Annotated in this window: 4 protein-coding genes; 1 reads left to right on the top strand and 3 read right to left on the bottom strand. The window is 58.0% G+C overall.

Translation table 11 applies throughout. From position 1 onward, the window contains the following. The coding region (locus tag AC3B8H_RS19350; protein ID WP_488443157.1) for a hypothetical protein at positions 1-259 on the top strand (259 nt) is incomplete at its 5' end. Between the two features lie 35 nt (positions 260-294). Here AC3B8H_RS19350 and AC3B8H_RS19345 read toward each other — a convergent pair. The 3 genes from AC3B8H_RS19345 to AC3B8H_RS19335 all read right to left on the bottom strand — a co-directional run bounded on the left by AC3B8H_RS19345 (position 295) and on the right by AC3B8H_RS19335 (position 3,330). Further along, entirely contained in the window at positions 295-1,266 is a 972-nt protein-coding gene (locus AC3B8H_RS19345) for a 2-hydroxyacid dehydrogenase (protein WP_488443156.1), read from the bottom strand. Positions 1,267-1,456: 190 nt separating this feature from the next. Then, complete coding sequence (locus AC3B8H_RS19340; RefSeq protein ID WP_488443155.1) at positions 1,457-1,930, bottom strand: hypothetical protein; 474 nt, start codon at positions 1,928-1,930, stop codon at positions 1,457-1,459. Positions 1,931-2,163: 233 nt separating this feature from the next. Next, positions 2,164-3,330, bottom strand: coding sequence for an aminotransferase class V-fold PLP-dependent enzyme (locus AC3B8H_RS19335; RefSeq protein ID WP_488443154.1), 1,167 nt, complete (start codon positions 3,328-3,330; stop codon positions 2,164-2,166). Positions 3,331-3,717: the final 387 nt, after the last annotated feature.

Here is a 3,717-nt window from a genome sequence, read left to right as displayed (position 1 = left end):
CGGAAATCAGGCGGGTAATTGGAGCGCGGTGTCCTTTGTCGCGGCGGTGAATTCGCATAATCCGGCGGACGGGTTTTCCAACAATGCCAACGATACCTTGGAAAGCCTGACCATCAAGCTGGCGCCGGGCAATTACATCATCGCGGCATCCGGCGCACTGGGTGCCCAAGGTTACGGTGCGAATCCGGGTACCTTCAATCTGTCCAACTTGCACGGACGTTTGACCTTCCAAGCCACCGCGATCGAGACTTGCAATTAACGACCGTCAAACGGGGTCGATGGGGCACTGAGCGCTTACACCACTCGATCCGGTGGCTCGGTGCCCGCGAAAAACGCCTGAAGATTGCGCAGCACCTTTTCCCCCATGGCTGCTCGGGTGGCAATGGTCGCGCTGCCCAGATGCGGCAGCAAGGTAACGTTGTCCAGCGTCAAAAAGCCGGGGTCCAGATGCGGCTCGTTTTCGTAAACATCCAGTCCGGCGCCGGCAATGCGCTTTTCGGTCAGGGCGTCGATTAACGCGCGACTGTCGACGACATCGCCGCGCGCGGTATTGATCAGATGCGAGCTTGGCTTCATCAGTTTCAAACGTTCGGCATTGATCAAATGACGGGTTTGATTGCCGCCGGGGCAATGCAGGGAGACGTAATCGCAACTCGGCAACAGTTCTTCGACGTTGGCGCAACGCTCCGCTCGCAGATCGTTCACCACTTCGGGGTCGGCGGGAGTGGGCTTGACATAGAGGATTTTCATCCCGAAGCCGTGATGCGCCTTGCGGGCCATCGCTTGAGCAATTCGGCCGAAACCGATCAAACCCAACGTGGCGCCGGTAACGTCGCTGCTCATCATTTGGGTCGGACACCAGCCGGTCCACTGCCCACTCCGTACCAGCCGGTCGCCTTCCGCGCCGCGCCGCGCCGACATGAGCAGCAAAGTCATCGCGATGTCGGCGGTGGACTCGGTAAGCACGCCCGGCGTATTGGTAACGATGAGGCCGTTCGCGCGGGCCGCGTCGATGTCGATATGGTTGTAGCCTACACCGAAATTGGCGATGATCTTGCAGCGCTTGTTGGCGACGTTGAGAATGTCCGCTCCGAGGGTGTCGCAAACGCTGGGACAAATTGCATCGTAAGTTTGCAGGGCGCTACGGAATGCTTCGGCCTCCAAAGGCCGGTCCTCGGGGTTCAACGTTACGTCGTACAGCCTAAGCAGTTGCGCTTCGACGTTGGCCGGCCAGCGGCGGCTGATCAAGACCTTGGGCTTGGGCATGCGGAGTACCTTGGTTAACTGAAGAAGCCCGCAGTATAACCTCGGCCGCCCCGGCTGGCGCAACCCATGGGTGCATAAATAGCCTGGAGCGGCGGTTAGGAAGATTCAAAACCGGCAGGCGCGAATTGCCGATACCCGATTATGGTTTCCGTCGCCGCCCATTCCAGTATTTCGACCCTTGCGGGGAAACTTAGCGGCCGCGAGAAGTTTGATAGCGCTTGCGTTGCAAGGCCAGGCAACTCAGTAAACTTCCCAAACCGAACCAAGCGGTGGCGATCGGCAAATTGGGTAGCGCCGACAGTCGGCTTTGCCGGGGCGTGTCCGCCGACTCGGATATCGTCAGACGGTAACTGAAATCCGGGAGCAGGGCCCAGGCCCCGCTGCTTATGGCCGGGTAATCGAACAAGCCAACCTCAAAGGACCGGCCGGCTTTGTCGGCGGGTGTGCCGGTTTGCGTGGAAGAACTCGGCAAGGACCGGAAAGTGCCTTCAGTCCCGCAGGCCGAGGATACGCAGAAGGATGCCCAGTCGGTAGAAGTTGATTGGGGCAGGCGTAGCGTCGCGGCGGATTCCGGCGCGAACAGGCTTGGCGGGGCCTCCGCGCTGGATTGGGCAATGGCGGGTGGAACGACGAACAGCAATATCAATAACTGCTTGAGTTTCATGGCATGCTCCTGTTTTGCGTTGCCAAGCATCAAGCAATTCAGATGCCATTTTTATAAGGTATTGATTTTTATTGGTATCGTGTATCCGTGGCGCTGGCTTAAGCTCGGTTGCGGGTTGTACTTTGGTGCGGCGTTGTCGCGTTTTGGTGCCGGTTGCGACATTTCAACCGATAAAACCGCCTGATTTTTTAGAAGAACCTGGGCGACGCTCCGGTCACCCAGGCCCAGCCGGTTTATTTGGCGGTCGAGCGATAATATTCGACGGCCGCGGCGACACCGCTACCGGCCTTGATATCGAAACCGTTGTCCAGCATCGCCATTTCGACACCGGCAATCGCGCCCAGCAGCGATACGTCGTTCATATCGCCGACATGGCCGATACGGAATACTTTGCCGGCGACTTCGTTCAAACCGGCGCCCAGCGAGATATTGTATTTACTGTAAGCCGTGCTGATCACGTGGCGCGCATCCTTGTCGGCCGGTACCACAATGGCGGTCACCGTGTCGGAAGCCCAGCCGGCTTGCGCGCAGGTTTGCAAGCCCCAAGCCGCCACGGCCCGGCGCACGCCTTCGCCCAGGCGGTGATGGCGGGCATAGACATTTTCCATGCCTTCTTCCAGCAACAGCTCGAGCGCTTTGCGTAAGCCGTACAGCATCGGTGTTGAAGGCGTATAGGGGGTATAGCCGTCTTTATTGGACGCCGCCATGTCTTTCAGCGAAAAGAATGAGCGCGGGAAGTTGCTGTTATCGATCGCTGCCAGGGCTTTTTGGCTGAAACCCAAAATCGCCAGACCGGCCGGCAGCATAAAGCCTTTTTGCGAACCGGCGATGCTGGCGTCCACGCCCCATTCGTCCTGGCGGAAATCGATGCTGCCGATGGCGCTGACGCCGTCCGAGAGCAGCAGGGCAGGGTGGCCGGCAGCATCCAGGGCTTTACGGACGCCGGGAATGTCGCTGGTGACGCCGGTCGAGGTTTCGTTATGGGTAGCCAGTACGGCTTTGATTTCGTGATTTTTGTCTTCTTTCAGGCGCGCTTCCAGATGGTCCAGCGGAATGCCCTTGCCCCATTCGATTTGGTGAATTTCCACATCGAAACCCAGTTTGCGCGCGGCTTCCGCCCACAAATGGCCGAATTGGCCGAAACGGTAAATCAGGACTTTATCGCCCTGGTTCAAGCAATTGGTCATCGCCACCTCCCAGCCGGCGGTACCGGTGGCCGGGAATACGAAGCATTGGCCGGTTTCGGTGCGGAACACTTTTTTCAGGTCTTCCAGAATCGGCGATAACAGCTTGGGGAAGATCGGCGAGCGGTGGTCTTCCATCGGCACGTGCATCGCGCTCAGAATTTCGTGTGGGGTGTTGGTTGGACCTGGGACAAAAAGGTGATTGCGACCCGCCATCTGCTGACTCCTTAAAGGGATTGGTTGTTTCGTGAAAAATCGCGGGATAGTGCCACAGAAGGGGGTTTAGAGCAAGTCAAAGCCGGGGAAGCGGCGCGAATTGAACGGCGGGATGGAACGGGTTTCCGGCGCACTCAAATTAGAGTCTGGCGCTTGCCGATCATGTCCGCCAATTCCTGAAACAAGCCGCGCCGATGGCCTTCAAACGTCGCCGGGGAAAGCACAAAAAACCGCCAAAGGCGTACTACAAACCGCCGGGAGTCCTCGCGGGGCACGAATGAGCTTGGTTCTGGGTTTTCCACGGCAGCATGGTTGGTAAACTATCTAAAACAATAATTTGTGGCATCAATTTACCAGCAGCTTGGCTCTGGTAATCTAGCAAAGTGG

Source organism: Methylomonas sp. BG-2 (genome assembly GCF_057766305.1).
Note: the sequence above shows the minus strand (reverse complement) of the source record. Positions and strands in the feature narration are given on the sequence as shown.